The 20,938-nt window shown below is 47.7% G+C and carries 14 protein-coding genes and 1 tRNA gene; 7 read left to right on the top strand and 8 right to left on the bottom strand.

The genetic code is table 11. The features are described 5' to 3' along the window. Positions 1 to 63: 63 nt before the first annotated feature. From carB to carA, 3 genes are all read right to left on the bottom strand, one after another. Positions 64 to 3,324 carry a carbamoyl-phosphate synthase large subunit gene (gene carB / locus RYZ26_RS15135; RefSeq protein ID WP_317684074.1) on the bottom strand — a complete coding sequence of 1,087 codons (3,261 nt, stop codon included), beginning with the start codon at positions 3,322 to 3,324 and terminating at the stop codon, positions 64 to 66. A gap of 162 nt (positions 3,325 to 3,486) precedes the next feature. After that, positions 3,487 to 3,759, bottom strand: a complete 273-nt coding sequence (locus tag RYZ26_RS15130; RefSeq protein ID WP_317684073.1) for a hypothetical protein — start codon at positions 3,757 to 3,759, stop codon at positions 3,487 to 3,489. A gap of 2 nt (positions 3,760 to 3,761) precedes the next feature. Then, positions 3,762 to 4,952, bottom strand: coding sequence for a glutamine-hydrolyzing carbamoyl-phosphate synthase small subunit (carA, locus tag RYZ26_RS15125; RefSeq protein WP_411576875.1), 1,191 nt, complete (start codon positions 4,950 to 4,952; stop codon positions 3,762 to 3,764). Positions 4,953 to 5,165: 213 nt separating this feature from the next. Here carA and RYZ26_RS15120 point away from each other — a divergent pair, with 213 nt between their 5' ends. The 5 genes from RYZ26_RS15120 to RYZ26_RS15100 all read left to right on the top strand — a co-directional run bounded on the left by RYZ26_RS15120 (position 5,166) and on the right by RYZ26_RS15100 (position 12,378). Next, positions 5,166 to 5,621 (top strand): GatB/YqeY domain-containing protein, encoded by a 456-nt coding sequence (locus RYZ26_RS15120; RefSeq protein ID WP_317684072.1) that lies wholly within the window; start codon positions 5,166 to 5,168, stop codon positions 5,619 to 5,621. A gap of 93 nt (positions 5,622 to 5,714) precedes the next feature. Beyond that, a complete protein-coding gene (gene dnaG, locus RYZ26_RS15115) occupies positions 5,715 to 7,616 on the top strand; it encodes a DNA primase (protein WP_317684071.1) in 1,902 nt (633 codons plus the stop codon). Positions 7,617 to 7,721: 105 nt separating this feature from the next. Continuing rightward, positions 7,722 to 9,785, top strand: coding sequence for an RNA polymerase sigma factor RpoD (gene rpoD, locus RYZ26_RS15110; RefSeq protein ID WP_317684070.1), 2,064 nt, complete (start codon positions 7,722 to 7,724; stop codon positions 9,783 to 9,785). Between the two features lie 93 nt (positions 9,786 to 9,878). Beyond that, positions 9,879 to 9,955, top strand: a tRNA-Ile gene (locus tag RYZ26_RS15105). Between the two features lie 599 nt (positions 9,956 to 10,554). Then, a complete protein-coding gene (locus tag RYZ26_RS15100) occupies positions 10,555 to 12,378 on the top strand; it encodes a peptidoglycan-binding domain-containing protein (RefSeq protein WP_317684069.1) in 1,824 nt (607 codons plus the stop codon). Here the strand turns inward: RYZ26_RS15100 and RYZ26_RS15095 are convergent. From RYZ26_RS15095 to RYZ26_RS15075, 5 genes are all read right to left on the bottom strand, one after another. Next, positions 12,375 to 13,013, bottom strand: a complete 639-nt coding sequence (locus RYZ26_RS15095) for a tetratricopeptide repeat protein (RefSeq protein ID WP_317684068.1) — start codon at positions 13,011 to 13,013, stop codon at positions 12,375 to 12,377. The genes RYZ26_RS15100 and RYZ26_RS15095 overlap by 4 nt on opposite strands. Positions 13,014 to 13,394: 381 nt before the next feature. After that, a complete protein-coding gene (locus tag RYZ26_RS15090; protein ID WP_317684067.1) occupies positions 13,395 to 14,636 on the bottom strand; it encodes an MFS transporter in 1,242 nt (413 codons plus the stop codon). Between the two features lie 2 nt (positions 14,637 to 14,638). Then, the gene (locus RYZ26_RS15085) at positions 14,639 to 15,796 is read right to left on the bottom strand and encodes an osmoprotectant NAGGN system M42 family peptidase (protein ID WP_317684066.1); all 1,158 of its coding nucleotides are present in this window, start codon (positions 15,794 to 15,796) and stop codon (positions 14,639 to 14,641) included. A gap of 1 nt (position 15,797) precedes the next feature. Continuing rightward, a complete protein-coding gene (gene ngg, locus RYZ26_RS15080) occupies positions 15,798 to 17,447 on the bottom strand; it encodes an N-acetylglutaminylglutamine synthetase (RefSeq protein WP_317684065.1) in 1,650 nt (549 codons plus the stop codon). 107 nt (positions 17,448 to 17,554) lie between these two features. Then, complete coding sequence (locus tag RYZ26_RS15075) at positions 17,555 to 19,327, bottom strand: N-acetylglutaminylglutamine amidotransferase (RefSeq protein WP_317684064.1); 1,773 nt, start codon at positions 19,325 to 19,327, stop codon at positions 17,555 to 17,557. Between the two features lie 372 nt (positions 19,328 to 19,699). On the opposite strand from RYZ26_RS15075, the gene RYZ26_RS15070 reads away from it, so the two are divergent. Together RYZ26_RS15070 and RYZ26_RS15065 are read left to right on the top strand one after the other, a co-directional pair. Next, a complete protein-coding gene (locus tag RYZ26_RS15070; RefSeq protein WP_317684063.1) occupies positions 19,700 to 19,930 on the top strand; it encodes a hypothetical protein in 231 nt (76 codons plus the stop codon). A 4-nt stretch (positions 19,931 to 19,934) separates the two neighbouring features. Then, positions 19,935 to 20,870: a GGDEF domain-containing protein gene (locus RYZ26_RS15065; protein WP_317684062.1), complete on the top strand. Its 936-nt coding sequence runs from the start codon at positions 19,935 to 19,937 to the stop codon at positions 20,868 to 20,870. Positions 20,871 to 20,938 lie beyond the last annotated feature (68 nt).

Raw genomic sequence — 20,938 nt, 5'->3', positions numbered from 1 at the left:
ATAGTTGCGCCCCCACGCATTCGTGAGGGCGCAAACGAAAGAACTCTTCCTTCTTAATCTGATTTAGAAGGATTTGTCAAAATAAGATTGCAACGAACCGACTTCAAGCGTATCGGCTCGAAGCGCGTCAATCGCTTCTGCTGCTGCCTGTGCACCCGCCATTGTAGTGTAATAAGGGATGCTTTGCGTCAGAGTTTCGCGACGGATTGAATAACTGTCTTCAATCGCCTGCAGACCTTCGGTGGTGTTGATCACCAGGTGAACTTCCTTGTTCAGGATCGCATCCACACAGTGCGGACGACCTTCAATCACTTTATTGACGGTCTTGGCAGAAATACCGTTGCTTTCTAGGTGTTTCGCAGTACCTGATGTCGCCAGGAGAGAGAAGCCCATATCCACCAGCTTCTGTGCAATCGGCACGATCTTTTCTTTGTCACGTTCTTTCACAGAAACAAAGGCACAGCCTTCTGTCGGCAGGTGAGAACTTGCGCCCATCTGCGCTTTCAAAAAGGCCGTTGGGAAGTCTTTATCCAGCCCCATAACCTCACCAGTGGATTTCATCTCTGGGCCAAGCAGAATGTCAACGCCCGGGAAGCGGGCAAATGGGAAGACCGCTTCTTTAACCGCAACGTGATCCATCTTCGGCATTTGATCTTTGATACCAAAGTCAGCCAGTTTTTCACCCGCCATGATACGCGCACCGATCTTCGCAACCGGAATGCCTGTCGCTTTGGCAACAAACGGTACGGTACGTGATGCACGTGGGTTCACTTCGATGATGTAGATCACATCGTCTTTCACCGCGAACTGTACGTTCATCAGACCGACAACTTTCAAAGCTTTCGCCAAGGAAACTGCCTGATCTTTCAACTCACCAATGATTTTGTCGCTCAAAGAATATGGCGGCAGGGAACAGGCAGAGTCACCGGAGTGGATACCCGCTTCTTCAATATGCTGCATGATACCTGCGATATAGACGTTACCGTCGCTATCACCAACCGCATCCACATCAACCTCAATCGCATCCTGCAGGAAGTTATCCAGCAGAACCGGGCTGTCACCGGACACCTGAACCGCTTCTTTCATGTAACGCTTAAGACGGTCCATGTTATGGACAATTTCCATCGCACGACCACCCAATACGTAGGAAGGACGAATTACCAGCGGGAAGCCGATACCTTCAGCGATGGCCAATGCTTCTTCTTCAGAACGTGCCAGACCATTTGATGGTTGCTTGAGACCCAGTTCAGCCAGCAGCTGTTGGAAACGTTCACGGTCTTCTGCCAAATCAATCGCGTCAACAGATGTACCAAGGATTGGAATACCTGCTTTTTCCAAAGCGTGAGACAGTTTCAATGGCGTTTGACCACCATACTGTACGATCACACCTTTGACGTTGCCTTTGGATTGTTCAACGCGGATCAGTTCGATCACATCTTCCTCTGTCAGTGGTTCGAAATACAGACGATCAGAGGTGTCATAGTCAGTCGATACTGTTTCCGGGTTACAGTTGACCATGATGGTTTCATAGCCTGCTTCTTTCAAAGCGTAAGCGGCATGTACACAGCAGTAATCAAATTCGATACCCTGACCAATACGGTTTGGACCGCCACCCAGGATTACGACCTTATCACGATCAGACGGGTCTGATTCACATTCCGGAACGTTGATACCGTCACCTTCGTAAGCAGAATACATATAAGACGTCTTGGACGGGAATTCTGCCGCACAAGTATCCACGCGTTTGTAGACCGGGTGAATATTCAGCACGTGACGGCGATAAGCCACAACTTCCAGATCACGTTTTGTCAGCTCGGAAATACGCTTGTCAGAGAAGCCCATTTTCTTGAAGCGCATCAGATCATCGGCTTCGCTTGGCAGGCCTTTGTCGATCAGTTCCTGTTCTGCTTCAACGATGCCCTGAATTTGACGCAGCATCCATGGCTCGTACTTACAGGCAGCATGGATTTCTTCAAGGCTCAGACCGTGGCGGAACGCTTGTGCGATCACCAGCAGACGATCAGAACGCGGCTTACCCAGTTCACCGATGATCGCCAGCTTGCCTTCCGGCCCGTCAGCACCTTCGATTTCAACTTCGTTCAGACCTGTCAGGCCTGTTTCCATGGAACGCAGACCCTTTTGCAGCGATTCCTGGAAAGTACGGCCGATGGACATGGCTTCACCCACAGACTTCATCGCTGTGGACAGGCTGTCATCAGTGCCGGGGAATTTCTCAAAAGTAAAGCGTGGGATTTTTGTCACCACATAGTCGATGGACGGTTCAAACGAGGCTGGCGTGCAGCCTGTGATGTCGTTGTCCAGCTCATCCAGTGTAAAGCCAACCGCCAGCTTGGCCGCCACTTTCGCAATCGGGAAACCGGTTGCTTTGGAAGCCAGCGCAGAGGAACGTGACACACGCGGGTTCATTTCAATCACGATCAGGCGACCGTCTTTCGGGTTCACGGTGAACTGTACGTTCGACCCGCCCGTTTCCACACCAATTTCACGCAGCACGTTCAAAGACGCATTGCGCATAATCTGATATTCTTTGTCGGTCAGCGTCAGGGCCGGGGCAACGGTGATGGAGTCGCCTGTGTGCACGCCCATCGGGTCAACGTTTTCGATAGAACAGATGATGATACAGTTGTCGTTTTTGTCACGAACAACTTCCATCTCATATTCCTTCCAGCCCAGAAGCGATTCCTCGACCAGAACTTCCGACGTCGGCGACAGCGCGAGACCGGAAGCCACAATGGTTTCAAACTCTTCTTTATTATAAGCGATACCACCGCCGGTGCCGCCCATGGTGAAGCTTGGACGAATGATCACCGGGAAGCCGATGTCTTCCAGGGCTTCATTTGCTTCTGCACGTGTATGACACACATAAGATTTCGCATTTTCCAGACCGATCTTGGTCATGGCTTCACGGAAACGTTCGCGATTTTCCGCCTTGTCAATCGCATCCGCTGTCGCACCGATCATTTCGATACCCAGTCTTTCCAGCGTGCCGTTCTCGTACAAGGCAAGCGCCGTGTTCAAAGCGGTTTGACCACCCATTGTTGGCAGTAGTGCATCCGGCTTTTCTTTTTCCAGGATTTTGGCAACAACGTCCGGTGTGATCGGCTCGATATAAGTCGCATCAGCCATGCCTGGGTCGGTCATGATGGTCGCGGGGTTGGAGTTCACCAAAATCACCCGATAGCCTTCCTCACGCAGCGCCTTACAAGCCTGAGCCCCTGAATAATCGAACTCACATGCTTGCCCAATCACAATGGGGCCGGCACCAATAATCATAATTGATTTAATATCTGTACGTTTTGGCATGACTAACCTTATCGTCCTTCGTTTTCCAACATGTCACCGGATAAACCGATGACACAATTCATTCTCTACCACGTCATCCCCGCAAAAGCGGGGACCCAGAAGTCAGTGCATGTCATTTCCCATACACTGGGTTCCCGCTTTCGCGGGAATGACGATAATTTCCTATCTGCTCAAATACCCAGCCATATCCAAGCCATGCAGCGTGATAGAAGCCATGAACGGAGGCGTGGGTTTCACGTGGAGTTCATGATCTTCCAAAATGGCTGCGCCTTCTTGGCAGAGTTCTTCGAGCCAGTCGGCGAGCGTGCCCTGATCGGGGTAGCTCACCATAAATTCTTCGCAGATCCCTTCCACGTCACGAAACGCCCCGCCTGGCAGTTGATCATCTTCTGCCATGGCGTTGAGGAGTTTCGAAGCGTTATCGGAAAGGGACATGCTTATTTTGCTTTCGCCATCAGTTCAACAAAGCGCGCGAACAGATAGTGGCTGTCCTGCGGGCCGGGGGAGGCTTCCGGGTGATGCTGCACAGAGAAGACAGGCTTGTCATCCAGGGCAATCCCTTCCAGCGTTTTATCAAACAATGAACGGTGCGTGACCTTGGCGTTTGCTGGCAGTGTTTCTTCATCCACCACGAAGCCATGGTTTTGTGATGTGATTTCAACCGTGCTTGTGGTCAGGTCTTTAACCGGGTGGTTACCACCGCGATGGCCCAGATGCATTTTATATGTCTTGGCACCAAGGGCGAGACAGGTCATTTGGTGACCGAGGCAAATCCCAAACATCGGCTTGCCGCTTTCAATAATCTCCTGGATCATCGGTACCGCATATTCACCTGTGGCTGCCGGATCGCCCGGACCGTTTGACAGGAACACGCCATCGGGGTTGTAAGCCAGAATATCTTCAGCAGATGTATTGCCCGGAACAACCGTTACACGACAGCCCGCAGCGGCCAGGCAGCGCAGGATGTTACGCTTGGCACCGAAGTCAACCGCTACCACATGGTATTCAGGTGCATCTTGCTTGGCGTAACCTTCACCCATGGTCCAGCCTGCTTCGTCCCATTCATATGGCGCATCGCACATGACTTCTTTCGCCAGATCCATCCCTTCCAGACCGGGGAAAGAGTTGGACATTGTATTAAGGGCATCCAGATCAATCTCCTGACCTGCGGGCAAATGGATCACAGTGCCGCCCGGAGCACCATTGTCGCGGATGTAGCGGGTCAGCTGACGCGTATCGATACCGGAGATGCCGACCAGGTTGGAGGCTTTCATCCAGGCATCAAAATGTTCAGCCGCACGCCAGTTGGCAGGCTCTGTAATATCGGCGCGCAGGATACAGCCGCGTGCAGCGGGCTTGGCAGTTTCGATATCTTCGGCGTTGGTGCCGACGTTACCAATATGTGGGAAGGTAAATGTGATGATCTGACCAGCATAAGAAGGGTCGGTCATGATCTCCTGGTAGCCAGTGATGGAAGTGTTGAAACAGACTTCCCCGATGGCGACACCTTCAACACCAACGCCTTTCCCCCAAAAAACAGTTCCATCCGTCAATACCAGTGCGGCGTTGGCGTTTTTGGGACGGGCTTTCGGTGGCATCGGGGCAACCGGTGCTTGTGTCTGCGACATGGCTACAGTGTCCTTTATAAAAGAGCTATATTCATTCAATGCCTATAGGCAAATTGGCGCGTTGATAAAGAAATCTACCACGCTCGTCAAGAGGGAGTCACAAATAAAATTTATGCTTATTTTTCAATGGCTTACAAAATAGTTTCTGATTGATTTTTTTCGCCAGTTGGTATAAGTTTCTTGCTTTCCTTAAAACAACGACAGTTCAAAGCAATGCTTCGTGAGCAGATTAAATCATCCTTAAAAGAGGCTATGGTCGCAAAAGACACGCATGCCGTTTCTACCATGCGCCTGATCATGGCAGCCCTTAAAGACCGCGACATTGCGGCACGAACACAAGAAAAACCGGACGGCATTGGCGACGATGAAATCCTGTCTTTGCTGCAATCCATGATCAAGCAGCGCCGTGACAGCATCACCATGTATGAAAATGGTGGCCGTCTTGAACTGGCCGAACAGGAAGCCAGCGAGATCAAGATTATCGAGCAATTCCTGCCAAAACAAATGTCAGAAGAAGAAATCGGCGAAGCTGTCGATTCTATCATTGCAGAACTGGGTGCCTCCAGCCTGAAAGACATGGGCCCCACCATGAAAACCATCCGCGACCGCTATGCCGGACAGATGGATTTCGGTAAAGCAAGTGCAATCATCAAAGCGCGCCTGGCTTAGCAAAAGACCGTCATTCCTGCGAAGGCAGGAATCTCCTGAACAATAACAAAGAGATCCCTGCCTGCGCAGGGATGACAGATATAGAAACACACCATGGCAATACCACCCGGATTCCTTGACGAACTTAGAAACCGTGTCTCTGTTTCAGAGATTGTCGGCAAACGGGTGAAGCTGATTAAAAAAGGCCGGGAACATTCCGGCCTTTGTCCCTTCCATAGCGAAAAATCCCCCTCCTTTACCGTCAATGACGATAAAGGCTTCTACCATTGCTTCGGCTGTGGTGCGCACGGCAGTGCCCTTGACTTCGTCATGAATACCGAAGGGCTGAACTTCCCCGAAGCGGTTGAACGTCTGGCCATTCAGGCCGGAATGGACGTCCCGCAGGACACGCCCGAACAACGCGAACGTACCGAACGGCGCAACACACTTTATGACGTGATGGAACAGGCGACCCTTTATTATGAACGCGCCCTTCGTATGCCCGAAGGTCAAAAGGGTCTAGCGTATCTGCGCGATCGCGGTCTCACCGAAGAAACCATCAAACGGTTCCGTCTGGGATATTCCCCCAATATTCAGGGGGGACTGAAAGCCGCATTGAAACGCGAAGGTATCGAAGAAAGCCTGATGATCGAAGCGGGCCTTCTCATCCAGCCCGATGATCGTGGTCGCAATCCTTATGAACGATTCCGCGAACGTGTCATGTTCCCCATCACGGATCGACGCGGCAAGGTGATTGCTTTTGGTGGACGTATTCTGGGCGATGGCAAACCGAAATATCTGAACTCCCCTGACACTCCGCTCTTTCATAAAGGCACCATTCTTTACGGTCTGGCCCAGGCACGTGAAAGTGCGCACAAGAAAGAAGAGATCATCGTTACCGAAGGCTATATGGACGTGATCGGTCTGGCACAAGGCGGCTTCCCCAACGCGGTTGCACCGCTAGGCACAGCCCTGACGGAAGAACAAATTCAGCTGCTGTGGCGCATGAGTAAACGCCCGACCCTGTGTTTCGATGGCGATGCGGCAGGGCAACGTGCGGCCTCTCGGGGGGCGGAACGCGCTTTGCCTCATCTGAAACCCGGCTATGGCCTGCAATTTGTTCATCTGCCAACAGGCGAGGACCCGGACAGTCTGATCAAGGCAGAAGGCAGCGCGGCCATGCAGACGGTTTTGGATGACGCCATTCCGTTGTCAGAACTTTTGTGGCGCACGGAAAGTGAGGGCATCAATCTGGAGACAGCTGAAGATCGCGCGCTGTTGGAAGACAAACTGAAGAAACATGCCTTCCAGATCGAAGACGAATCGGTAAAAAGTCACTTTTTATCTGCGCTGAAAGACCGGATGTGGAAGGAAATCCGCGCAAAAAAAGAGACAAAACCCTTCCAGCCACGCCGGGACTGGAAGTTTGAGAAAAAAAATCATCACACCCATCTGGAAACAAATATTGCAAAAAATACAAAAATTAATGCGCAAAACTGGCGCGAAACCTTGTTATTGGCCGCGATCATCCTGCACCCGTCCATTATGGATGAGGTTGGGGAGCGTTTAGGACTGCTGAATTTCTCATCCGATTCGCTTGACAAACTTCGTCAGGAAGTTTTAAAGACCGTCGATGGGGATTTAGGCTTAGATTCAAGCGCGCTTCAAGGCCACCTCATAAAAAATGGGTTTTCAGGACCGCTGAATAGTCTGCTTGGCAAATTTCACGCACCGAACGGGGGGAAGTTTATTGGGCATGAGACCTTCTTGCACCCTGACCGCCCGATCGACGATGTGCTTCGGGGCTGGGACCATACGTTCAATCTCTATGTGAAAGAACGGGATCTGGCAGCGGAGTTTAAAGAATTGAAACGCAGGCTCGAACAGGAAATGACCCCTCAGGCCCTGAGTCAATTTCAGGCTCACCAAAAACTGATGGGGATGGTTGATACCGATGAGGACGACGGCGGCGTTGGAAGTTCTTTTAAATTAAATGAAGAAGATTTGTTTGATTAACGCTCTTTACATATTCTTGGCGCATCTTACTTAAAAGAGTCTGTTCTTTTAGTTTTAAAGATCGCGCTGAATAAAGATAGATTATTAAGTTTCACGGGGAATCGCATGTCTGCGAAAGCTGCAAACCAAACCGAAGCAAAAACCAAACAAGAAGAAGGCGGTGATGGCCCACTTCTTGATTCCCTTGGTGCCGCTGTTAAAAAGATGCTCGCAAAGGGCAAAGAACGCGGTTTCATCACCTATGACGAATTAAATACCGCTTTGCCACCGGACAAAATGTCGTCCGAGCAAATCGAAGACACCATGTCTGCGCTGTCAGAAATGGGCATCAACGTTGTTGAAAACGAAGAAGCCGAAGACGATAACGAAGAAGAAAAGTCCGACGAAAAAGCCGTTGGTAACATCGACGAAAACGACACAGGGCGCACCGACGATCCGGTACGTATGTACCTGCGCGAAATGGGCAGCGTAGAGCTGCTGTCACGCGAAGGTGAAATTGCGATTGCCAAACGGATCGAAGCGGGCCGTGAAATGATGATCGGCGGCATCTGCGAAAGCCCGATTACCATCCGCTCTATCGTTGAATGGCACGATGCGCTGATCAATGGCGACATTCTGCTACGTGACATTATCGATCTGGAAACCACATATGGCGGTGGCCCCAACACTGAAGAAGTGGAAGCCGCTGCCAAAGAGATGGAAGAAGACACCGATACCGATTCCCTCACAGCGGACATTGATAACGCGGGCGATGATGATGACGACGACGATAAAGAAATCGAAGCCCCGGACGGCGTAGATGCGGGTTCGGAAGACGACGACCTTGATGAGTCACCTGAAGGTGAAGAAGGCGAAGAAGGTGCTGAAAGCACTGGCGAAGAAGAAAACGGAGAAGAAAACAACGTTTCTCTGGCTGCCATGGAAGAACAGCTCCTGCCACAGGTCGTTGAGACGTTTGAAAAAATCGCCAAGACTTACGACAAGCTGCATAAGTCACAGGAACAACGCCTGACCACATTGGGTAAAGGTGAAAAAGTTTCTGCAACAATTGAACGTCGCATTGAAAAACTGCGTCACGAACTTGTTGTCCTGATGGAAGGTGTTCACCTGAACAACGGTCGGATCGAAGAACTGATGGACCATCTTTATGGTCTGAACAAGGCTTTGATGAACTGCGAAGGTCGCATGTTGCGTCTTGCCACCGGCTGCCGTGTCTCACGCGTGGACTTCCTGAAACAGTACTACGGTCACGAACTGGACCCGAACTGGCTGGAACGCGTCTCTGAACTGCCTGCCAAGGGCTGGCAGCGTTTTGCCGAACGTCACCACGACGAAGTTGTCAAACTGCGCGCCCGTGTAACCGAAGTTGCCGGCGAAGTTGGCCTGCCAATTGCCGAATACCGCCGCATTGTCTCCACCGTTCAAAAAGGTGAACGCGAAGCCAACCGTGCGAAAAAAGAAATGATCGAGGCCAACCTGCGTCTCGTTATTTCGATTGCCAAAAAATACACCAACCGTGGCCTGCAGTTCCTGGATTTGATTCAGGAAGGGAACATCGGCCTGATGAAAGCCGTAGACAAGTTCGAATATCGTCGCGGCTACAAATTCTCAACTTACGCCACATGGTGGATCCGTCAGGCCATTACCCGTTCTATCGCGGACCAGGCCCGTACCATTCGTATCCCTGTGCATATGATCGAAACCATCAACAAGCTGGTTCGTACCAGCCGTCAGATGCTGCATGAGATCGGTCGTGAGCCCACACCGGAAGAACTGGCTGAAAAGCTGTCCATGCCGCAGGAAAAGGTCCGCAAGGTCCTCAAGATCGCGAAAGAACCAATCTCCCTTGAAACACCGATTGGCGATGAAGAAGACAGCCATCTGGGTGATTTCATCGAAGATAAAAACGCGGTTCAGCCGTTGGATGCGGCCATCCAGTCCAACCTGCGTAACACCACAACACGTGTCCTGTCATCCCTGACACCGCGTGAAGAACGTGTGCTGCGTATGCGGTTCGGCATCGGCATGAACACAGATCACACGCTGGAAGAAGTCGGCCAGCAGTTCTCTGTAACCCGGGAACGTATCCGTCAGATTGAGGCGAAAGCCTTGCGTAAACTGAAACACCCAAGCCGTTCGCGCAAACTGCGCAGCTTCCTGGACTATTAAGTTTATTTGCACAGACAAACACTTGACGTGGCGTGAGTTTCCAGTAAATTCACGCCACTTCTATTTGTAACGACAACATAGTCGCTTACGTGTGGGGCAGTAGCTCAGTTGGTTAGAGCCGACCGCTCATAACGGTCTGGTCACAGGTTCGAGTCCTGTCTGCCCTACCATATATTTCAAATACTTACGGCCAATGTGGATACAGCCTGCATCGGCCGTAAGTGCATAATAATTTAACCAATTTTCCGTCGTCATATAATTACAAACCTGATGAGACAAAGTCCTCTGCGACTTTAAGCGCTCACTTGTCCCAAATTATATGACGACGGAAAATGTGTTTTACACTCAGTTTATAATATCACAATGCACAAATAGAAAAGCGCTCAACCAGTTTTGGGAGCGCTTTTCACATGGATGAGGAGGGTTACGAACCCAGCTGCCCAACTCGCCGTGACCGCCACGAAAATGTTTAGAGTGGCTGTTAAGAGGTTGTTGGTTGCGGGTTTTACTTGTTTCTCACGTTTAATGTTCGTTTTTGTCATGACTGTCTCCTTCATATTCTGAAGCCAATATTGGCCTAAAATTAGAACTAAAACGGTCACGAAGAACCAAGCAGCAGGATTTGCGCCTGCACCCATCCCCGAAGAACATTTAATTTATATCATCACCTTCAAATTTCATCAATTTTCTTTCTTTGTTCTACGTATTGACTATATTCCTATTTCTCCCCATATCCAGCTATTATCAACTCTAGCCGGAACAGGTAGATATGAATTTTTCGAATATGTTTAAGGGGTTTAGCGACTTATTCTCTGTCGATAGTCCCGTTTCTTCTTCATCATTTGATATGTCAGATGATGTGATTAAAACCCAAAATGCGTTGTCCGACCTTGGACACTTTAATACACAAACACCCGACATCGGAGCAGGGCTTAAGAGCTTTCAGGCTGATAACGGTTTGAAGGCGGATGGGATTATGAATCCCGGTGGGCCAACGGAGAATGCGCTTTCTCAGACCTTGGCTGGTCAAGGGATTGGCAACACCGACTTACTTGAGAAAAGCAATAGCCCTTTGCCGTCTAATATTGAAGTCAGCCAGCCGATTTCAAGCAAGGCAGACAATAAATCATGGACGGCTTCTGCACCTTTTGGGGAAACACCGAAACCGAAGGCACCGTCCAAGCCAAAGGCCAATATGAAAAAGGCCTGGGACGATTTCTATATACAACAGTCCAAGAAAGCAAAGACAGCCATTGTGCCGCAAGGCAATACAGTGGATGAGCGTATTCGCTCTATGATGCAGGACAACCGCTATCAGGATAAGCGTGATACAGGTTTGCGAGACCATGTGGTCAAACAGTTCGAACGCGCCTATCCGGGCATGGTGGAATATGATGAAACTGGAAAAATGGTTCAGGCCAAACCCATCATTTCACCAGATGAAGTGGAACCTTATGACCCTCATGGAGAATTGCGTTATGCTCAAGAACAAGCGGATCAAATTCAAGCATTATCTCACCAGCTGCCCGAGCGAGATCAAACGTCTTCAACAGGTGCAAATGATGAAGGACCGGGAGATTACCCTCACCGCTCAAACACTCAATCCTCTGCCCGACGATCAAGCGACCAATTGGGACCAAACATCCCGTTCAATGAGGCAGCTTTAGCGGAAGCCTCGGCAATGAGCCTGGATGGAGCGTCACAAGGTAAGGGCCATCAAGTGGCACAAAACCAGTATACCGATACAATGAGCGATGCGGGACAGGCAGATACACCACATAAACCATTATCAAAAGAAGCCGTGGAGCATCTTGCAAAGCAATATAATGATGCCCTTGCCTCAGGTGATGAAAAACAGATCAAAGGGTTCCAAGGGGCATTGAATGCGTATCACCCTGATGATCGGGCACGCATTGTCGATGCATATCACCAGAAATTCAAATCTGGTGATGGGCCAAAGCTTTCAGATGAGGCGACAAAAGAAATGGGAGACCACCTAGCCCGCCGTAAAGCCCGAGACCCGTATGACGAAGGTCGCTTGGACGCAACCGATACAGCCATCAACACCACGTATACAAAGGAAGAACAGGAGCGCATTCGCAAACATGCCGAAGAAAACCCGCAACCTGTTATGCCGAAACATCATGATGTCTGGCGCGACAATGTGCATGTAATGGGGGAAGTGATGGGCCTTGATAAAAAGCTGATTGATGAGGCTGGCAATGACGCTATGAATGCTATGGCAGCCGCCATGTCTTATCGACAACTGAAAACACCTGAAGCGCAACGAAAAGCATTAGCTGAAATTCAGCGACTTGAGGAAGCTGGATATAGAAAGCTGGCTTTTAAACTAAGAGGAGAGGTTGGCGTGTCGTTGGTACAGGATGCTTTAGTTCCAACCAGCCAGTCTGATAAGGAGATTAAACAGCAAATCAAGGATCACAAGGCACTTGAAAAAGCAGCAGGTACAATCAGCAACTTACCAGGCCTGCCTCCAACAGCTACTATTGGAGCAAAAACTATAGAAGACGGTCTTCAAAGAAAAGGAATAAAGGACAAACGAGAACTTAAACGCAGGCAACGAAGACACTAATCAGGGTATAATCGTGTACATGGGGCTATAGGAATAACATGCTCCCCAACGTGATACTCCCTGATACGGACTATATATTCATTGGCGGGTGTCTTTATATCAAAGCGCCCGTCAGTGACTTCGTTTTTAATTTTGAGCATTTCAACTTTAGTCAACTTCTCGTCGAGAACTTTGAAAAGATCTTGGATATTAGGGGTCAACACATATGCCTTTTTCTTAATATCTGTTGCTCCGTTCTGAATAGCTGTAATTAACCAGCCATATGAGCGATGATAATCGGGCCGGTGGCCCCAAGATACATCGCTTAGTATGGAAGCCATCATCATTTGTGCATCAGTGTCGCCCTCACGAGCTGCCCGATCAATCCACTTCACACCTTCACAGGCATCAGTATTAAGCCCATTTCCGAGAAGAAACATTACGCCAATATATAATTGTGCAGAAGGATTGCCTTTAATCGCCAAAGGAAGAAATTTGTGCCTCGCAGTCGCATATTCCTTCTTTTCCATTGCTTCTATACCGCGTTCAAGGTCATCGGCTTCAGAGTCTGACATCTCATCAATTGTCAGGGCATACGCCGGAACAGCCATTAACAAAGAAACAAGAAACAAAAAAGCCTTCATCACAACCACCATGTCTAAATACTCGTTTAAGTTATGGCAGGATTAGAAGGCTTTTTCTATGGGAAAGCAATTCGCCTAATACACCAGGCGTATCATCAAGGCATTCACCGACCCCATATCTCTTTGATACGTGAACTCATAAGCTTACCCTTCCTTCCCGAAATAGGTCAGAAATACGTCTCCGGCATCCTACAGGGAATAAAAAGCATCTCTTTTTTCACTCCAATACCGATCGAAGAAAAGATGGTGATTTCTGGTTTCGATTTTCTGGGTATGGGATGACTTTTTTATAAACAGATCAATCAGATATTGTGTAACCTGTCGGCAGGCTGTGAGCAGCCGGTCCATCCCATTGGCAGAAATATGCGCAACAGATCTCGGCAGTACAAACATTCAATCTTCGATTTCCACGTTTCGAGGGTCCAGCGGGTTCACTGTGGGGGTCACTTTGGGGACATCGTAGACAAAATCAGTTCTGTCTTCGGCGGCCAAGACATCTTTTTTGGCAATGCGATAGGTCGCAAATGCAATCAATGGAATTTGGGCAGTTGCCAGATAAGCAAAGAAGCCATCCACCCCGAAAAAAGACATAAAAGTTGAGGAAAGTAATGGGGCGAGAAACGCACCACAACCATATAAAACGACCATTGTACTGCAAGCGGAAATAAATTCATCGGCTTCCAGATAGTCGTTAATATGACTGGCACATACGGCATATATCGGAAAAGAAACAAACCCCAACAATCCAACAAGCACATAAAACAGGCTTGGAGAACTTGATCCTGCAAGGAAATGGGTGATGGAGACAACAAACGTCATCACTGTTAAGCCAAGAATAACTTTCCGGCGATCAATCATGTCCGAAAGTTTTCCAATCGGCCAAAATGCAAGTGTTCCGCCAACCATAAGGCAGAACATTGCTATTGAAACTTCAGAAGCCGCATAGTCCGACCGGATCATAAAGACAGGCGTCATCGCCCATAGTGCGCCACTCAGCAAGCCGGCAACAAAAACACCGAGTGTGCCCAAAGGATGATGTTTCAACATCAGCAACAGCGGTTTTCTTTGTGCTGTCTTGATCTCCGGAGCATGTATTCTTTTGCCAAGGCTTAAAGGAAGAACAGATAAAGACAAAATGACCGACACCAAAACAAAAAGATCATACCCTTGTATGCTGGTCAGATTGAGCAATGTCTGACTGATCGCTGCTGCTGAAAAAATCACCAGCATGTAGCTGGCAAATACTGTTCCTCTATTTTCGTTGCTGACCGAGGCATTCAACCAGCTTTCAACGATTAAAACCAGACCACCGAAACACACCCCGGTAATCGATCTGAAAACAAACCATGAAACAGGGTCAACAAATACTGCATGACTTAAAGTCACGGCGGAACACAGCGATGCAAAAGCTGCAAAGGAACGGATATGTCCAACTGCATTGATAAACCGTGGCACGATCATAATGCTGATAATGTAACCAATAAAGTAGGAGGACATGACGATACCCGTCTCGGTCACATCAAATGACTCAAGGGTAGCGCGCATGCCCAAAAGTGTTCCCTGCAATCCTCCGCCCAGATTAATTAGCCAGACACTAACGAAAAGAAAAATAAAAGGGCTGATGATTTTTTGCATTGTTAATTATTTCTGCTTTTTCTGGATTGCTGTTCAACAGACGCTGTTTCGATCATTGGGAAGTCATCCATCTCACCGATAACATTCTCATTCTTGGCGAATATTGGCGATGACAGCATATATTGTCCCAGCAAACGCGCCACACATTCAAGTGATTTCGTATGGGTTCTTTCAAAACCATGCGACGCATCAAGCGCAAAACAGACAAGTGCTGTGCGAATGTCATTCCCGGCTTCAAGGGCAGCTGCGGAATCACTTCGGTAATAAAGAAATACATCACGACTGAATTCAATGGTCTTGTTTTTACATAAGTCAATCAAATGGTTACTGAGATGCCTATCAAATGGGCCGCTTGAATCCTGCATCGCAATCGTAACCCCATATTCACAGGTATTCTGATTAGGTGCGATTGTCCCATTGTCTACAGAAACCATTTCCGCAACATCTCCATGAAGTACATGAGACGCCCCGACACCGACCTCTTCTGAAATAGTGAAAAGCAAGTGACAATCCAGTTCAAGTTCAAAGTTTGACTCTTTCACTGCTTTTGCCGCTGCCAGAATTGCGGCAACACCTGCCTTATCGTCGATATGGCGAGAATTGACAAAACCGTTCTTGTTAAATTCCGGTTGAGGATCAATCGAAATAAAGTCTCCGACACGAAGCCCTAATTCCCAGAGCGTATCGACGTCTGAGCAGATTTCATCAAGGCGAAGCTCAAGATTTTCCCATTCAGAGGGCTGGCTATCAATTTGTTCATTGTAGGTATGCCCTGACGCTTTTAAAGGCAGAATAGTACCTCTGAATGTTCGTCCATCATCACTATGGACTGTACACTTTGCCCCTTCAGCAAAACGGGCGGACCAATAACCAATAGGTACAACAGACAAGCGTCCGTTATCCTTCAAGTTTTTAACCATCGCCCCAAGCGTGTCCAAGTGAGCTGCAACAGCTCTACGCGGGCCTGTTCCATTGCTGCTCAATGTGGCACGAATAGCCCCCCTACGTGTCAGTTCGTAAGGAATATCAAGTCGGTCCAGTTCTTGACAAGTCAATCGCACCACATCATCCGTCATACCCGATGGGCTTGGGGTCATCAAAAGACGTTCAAGAATATCTTTCAGATATTCCTGATCAATTTCCAGATTGTGTTCGCTCAATTTAGACCTCAACTTTCTTTGTGTTTGGGAACAACATATCAATAAATTTCTCAGCCGTAGGTTGCGGCTCATGATTGGCAAGCCCGGCACGCTCATTGGCTTCGATAATTGCGTAATCTTCTCCGGCAACATCAGGCACCATGAAATCCAGCCCCACACACGGGATATCCAATGTCATTGCTGCCTTAATGGCAGCGTTTTCCAAAACCGAATTTAACTGGTCTGTAACATCATGAATGGTCCCGCCAGTATGGAGATTTGCAGTCTTGCGCACTTGCAAAGTGATGCCTTCAGGCAAAATGTCGGACCGTTTGTATCCTTCCATTTCAATACACCGTTGTGTTTCTGCATCAAGTGGGATCGTACTTTCACCAGAGGTTGCAGCAGCCCGGCGGCGACTGTAGTAATGGATCAATTCTTCAATTGTCCTTTTGCCGTCGCCTTTGATTTGAGCAGGTTTTCGGATAGCGGCGGCTACAACTTCATTATCAATAACAATAATGCGCAGATCATGCCCCTGGACAAATTCTTCCAAAAGAACTTTCTCACAAACATCCTTGGCTTCTTCAATAGCTTCCAGTACATCTGCCAATTCGGATAAATCGACTTTGATCCCGCGACCTTGTTCACCTTGAGCCGGTTTCACCACGGCCCGTTTATGACGTTTCAGAAAACTGGCAACACGATCAGGATCATCCGCAGTAACTTGCTGGGGAACACGCAATCCACTCTGACTTAAGAGACGACGAGTCACAGCCTTGTCGTCACAACGGCTCATGGCGATTGCTGTGGTCAATTCGCTTAAAGATTCCCTGCAGGCGATACTGCGCCCGCCCAAAGAAAGCTTGAAATAACCATTTTGAGCATCCAGAACATCAACACTTATGCCCCTGCGACGTGCTTCATCTACAATAATCTTGGCATAAATATTCAAGTCTTCTTCAGGCTCAGGGCCAATGAACAATTGCTCATTGATCGAATTTTTGTTTTTGATGCAATAAACCGGAACCTGCTGAAAGCCAAGCTTTTGATAGAGACCAATGGCCTGGCTGTTATCATGCATGACGGAGAGATCAAGAAAACGTCGTCCTTGTGATGCATAATATTCAATCAGGCTTCTGACCAATGCTTCACCAACAGCGGGACGTTGGCATTGGGGATCAACAACCAATGCCCACAGACTGCACCCATTATCTATATCAGAAAATGCCTTGTAATGATCAACACCTGTGACAGCGCCAATAATTTCGCCAGTTTCCCCATCTGCTGCGATCAGTATTTTCAGGGCACCCACTTCTGCAGCCGTATCGTAAAACCCCTCATATGCAGGAACCATTGAACGAGACAGGTACAACCTGTCCAGCGTTTGGGCATCATCCCCCTGCTTCAAGGGACGAATAACAACACCGACAGGTTTCTTGTCACCTGTTTTGTAGCGATCAAAATCCAAACGATAAGTCAAAGACGGGTCCAGGAACAAATCTTGCGGGGCAAAGGAAACCACAACATGCGGATCACGAACATAGAGAGCGACATCACGTCTCCCCTCCTGTTCCGACGTCAGTGTAGAGGCCAAATGAGCAGGGTCCTCGTAGGTCTGTCCAAAAATCAGCCTACCCCAGCCGCAGTCTACATTTACGGCAGCTTTCATTGTCTCTGCCCCAGACTCCTCCACAGGGCTACCCCAATGCTTAAGAGATGCCATTTTTATCGGGTTCATTGGGTCCGTTTTGTCATTGTGCTGTTGGGTCATCATGATCAAATCCCTTGTTCCTGTAGCCACAGTTCAAGCAAGGCCACCTGCCACAACTTCGAACCACGAAGGGGCGTGATATGATCCTTTGGATCAGTAAGCAGCGTTTGAATATAGCTTTCTTTAAAGATACCTCTCTGTCTTGCGGTATCACTTAATAAAGCGTCTTTCACCATCTCCAGGTATGGACCTTGAATATATTTCAGGGCAGGAACCGGGAAGTATCCTTTTGGACGATCAATCACCTCAGACGGAATGACCTTTCGGGCTGCTTCTTTCAGAACCCATTTCCCTGAATTCTTAACCTTGTATTCAGCCGGGATACGACCAGCGAGTTCACAAAGTTCATGATCCAGAAACGGAACACGCGCCTCAAGCCCCCAGGCCATGGTCATATTGTCCACCCGTTTCACCGGATCATCGACCAGCATAACCGTCGAGTCCAACCTTAACGCCTTATCAACATCTCGGTCCGCACCGGGTTTGGAGAAATGCGCTTCTACAAACTCTCGTGAATAATTACTTTCATGGTAGGTACCTGTTACCGCTGAAACATATGTTGCTTCGTCCTGATCAAAAAAGGCCTTCTGGTATTTGTCAATCGCGTTACCCGTTTCCATCATGGGCGGGTACCAATGATATCCAGCAAAGATTTCATCCGCGCCTTGTCCACTTTGCACCACCTTCAAGTGTTGCGAAACTTCCTGAGACAAAAGAAAGAAGCCGACATTGTCGTAGCTCACCATAGGCTCAGACATCGCTCTAATTGTTTTGGGCAAGGCCTCCAACAGGTCGCTTGAGGGAACGAACTTCTTGTGATGCGTTGTCCCATAGTGGTTAGCAATCAAGTCCGAATACTGGAACTCATCTCCTTTTTCACCACCAGCCTCTTCAAACCCAACAGAAAAAGTGTTCAAATCTTTCTGGCCAGCTTCAGCCAATAAACCGACAATCAGGCTTGAATCCACACCACCGGATAGCAACACACCGACAGGGACATCAGCAACCATGCGACGTTTAACCGCCAAACGCAAAGCATCCAAAACGCGTTCCTGCCATTCTTCACCAGTGATCTTACGATCATCATCTGATTGATTGATGTTGAGTTTCCAATAGGTCCTTTCAGAGAGAGTACCGTCAGCGTCAATTGTGCGAATAGTTGCCGGCGGCAACTTTCGAACACCTTTGATAATTGTGTGAGGGGCAGGCACGACCGCATGCCAGTGCATGTAATGATGCAAAGCAACGGGATCGATCATTTTATCGACTTCGCCTGCGGCCAGCAGTGCAGGAAGGCTTGATGCAAATCGAATACCATTTGGACGATCTATGTAATAAAGCGGCTTAATCCCAAAACGATCACGCGCCATGATAATACGGCCGCTTGCATGTTCATGGATTACAAAAGCAAACATACCATGGAAACGCTGGACACATTCCAGACCCCAAGCATGAAACGCTTTCACAATGACTTCTGTATCGCCAGAGGAAAAAAAACGATACCCTTTCTCTATCAACTCTTCACGAAGCTCTTTGTAGTTATAAATACAGCCATTAAAGACGATGGATAATCCCAATTCATCGTCAGTCATCGGTTGTTTAGATTGATCGCTCAAATCTATAATTTTGAGACGGCGGTGCCCAAAAACAACTCTTCCCTTTTCATATATATCGCCGCTATCCGGCCCACGGGGGATGAGAGCTTCGTTCATGATTGAAACCGCCTCAACTGACGCCGGGGCATTATTAAAATTCACATCGCCACAAATACCACACATTTTTACAATAGAATTACTTGGAACTCATAAAGTAAAATAAAAATAAAAATACATATTATTAATATAATTATTATCATTACTTTATAAATAATATTTGATGTAACAATTATTTAACATCACATATAACCAAGCAAAAATTCCTTTCATTTCAATTCATACAAATATTATTTCTAAGAATTATTATTGTTTCATTATATACTTGACAAAACAATATTGTTTTTATAAAATTTAAATCAACGAGCTAACAAAAGGTTTTTTGGCTCGATTTTTTATGTGTTCATTAGACCAACACATATATATCTGACGATTAACCGTAATAATATTGCGGATATCGAGCCTCCTTTTAACAAACAGCCAACAAAAGGAGATAAAATGACCCAAAATACAAGTGGATTGAGCAAAGTTGCAGACAACCTTCAAGAGTCTGCTGAAAAAGTTGAAGATGGCATCAACAATGTTCTTGAGCCGGAAATCAAAGAAACACGCATCTCATCTCACGACACAAAACGATTAATGCAAAACCTTTACAACAGAGTTGTCCTTCTTTTTGCTGCTTCGGTAGCGATCAATGGAATCACATTACTGATCATTATGAACGGGTAAAAAAATGCCAATTGAAATTGAAGGAATTCAGGAGAACCAAAAACTTAAAAGCAACAGTAATGACTTAGCTGAGTTTGTCGATCAGCTGACGCGTGCATACCGCGATCACGGTGAATACATTGCCGAGTTACACCAATGCATGCTGTTCAACGACCATCCACTCCTAACTTTAGAGGTTTTACGAGAAAACTGTGACTTTTGTAATCTTCTTACAAACATCGAAGATAAAGAAATAACGGAGCATCACGTATATCAACGCCTCAAAAAGAAACATAAGGTTATTCATAGTCTTGCGGATCAATTAGTAATCCTTGCAAGAGACAATCGTTTGCAGCCGCATGAATATGATATTTTTAAAAGGTTTTGCCAGAAGGAAGCCTATTATGTTGATCAATTAAAACAATTGGGCACTTTTTCTATTGCTCATGTTGATGATCTAACAAGCCTCTTAACACGAGACGTGATGGAGGAAATGATCGAAAAGGAATGGAGCCGCTCACAACGAAATGGCAGCCCGTTCTGCGTCGCTATGATCGACATCGATCACTTCAAGAAAGTAAACGACACCTATGGCCACCCAGCAGGTGACCAGGTATTGAGGGAAATTGCATCCATTATTGACGATAACTTGCGCCCCTATGACGAAGTCTTTCGTTACGGCGGAGAAGAATTTCTTGTTTTGCTGCCGGATACACAGCTAAGCAAAGCGGTCCCGGTATTAACGCGGGTCCACGAAGCCATCAACGTTCTGACCATCCAGACAGAAGAGGCACAAATCAAAGCAACCTCCTCTATCGGCATTGCTTCATCCGTATCCCATAATACCTATACAGATGTCATTGAAGCATCTGATAAACTACTATATGGCGCAAAAGAAGCAGGACGTAACAAAATATTGCACGAAAAACTTTGCTTCGAGATTGAACTTAACACCCCATAAGCCCGCCTCATTTGAATGAGCTGCATTACACGGCCTAATAATGGCTGTGAATACCGTGCTGTTCACGC

This window comes from Terasakiella sediminum (assembly GCF_033100395.1).
GTDB lineage: Bacteria > Pseudomonadota > Alphaproteobacteria > Rhodospirillales > Terasakiellaceae > Terasakiella.
This window is presented reverse-complemented; position numbering and strand designations above follow the sequence as displayed.